Source organism: Pseudoflavonifractor phocaeensis, from assembly GCF_016901735.1.
Lineage (GTDB): Bacteria > Bacillota > Clostridia > Oscillospirales > Oscillospiraceae > Pseudoflavonifractor_A.
The window spans coordinates 1-249 of record NZ_JACLZC010000244.1; the positions used below are offsets into that span (position 1 = coordinate 1).

Here is a 249-nt window from a genome sequence, read left to right on the forward strand (position 1 = left end):
GAAGCCCCGAGGTGAGCGAGGAGGCGCTGAGCTTCAGCGACGCGGATCAGGTGTCCGAGTGGGCGTCCGCGGGCGTGCGCTGGGCGGTGTCCAACGGCGTGATCTCCGGCAAGGGGAACAACGTGCTTGACCCGCAGGGTAGCGCGACCCGTGCGGAAGTGGCCCAGATGCTCTACAACTACAGCAAGATCGGCTGAACAGCGGAGCTGCCGTAAGGCAGGCTGAGAGCCGGTAAACGGCGGAGCCGCC

Annotated in this window: 1 protein-coding gene; it reads left to right on the forward strand. The window is 67.1% G+C overall.

What is annotated here, in order from left to right:
• The coding region (locus H7U37_RS15455; RefSeq protein WP_204876071.1) for an S-layer homology domain-containing protein at positions 1–197 on the forward strand (197 nt) is incomplete at its 5' end.
• Positions 198–249: the final 52 nt, after the last annotated feature.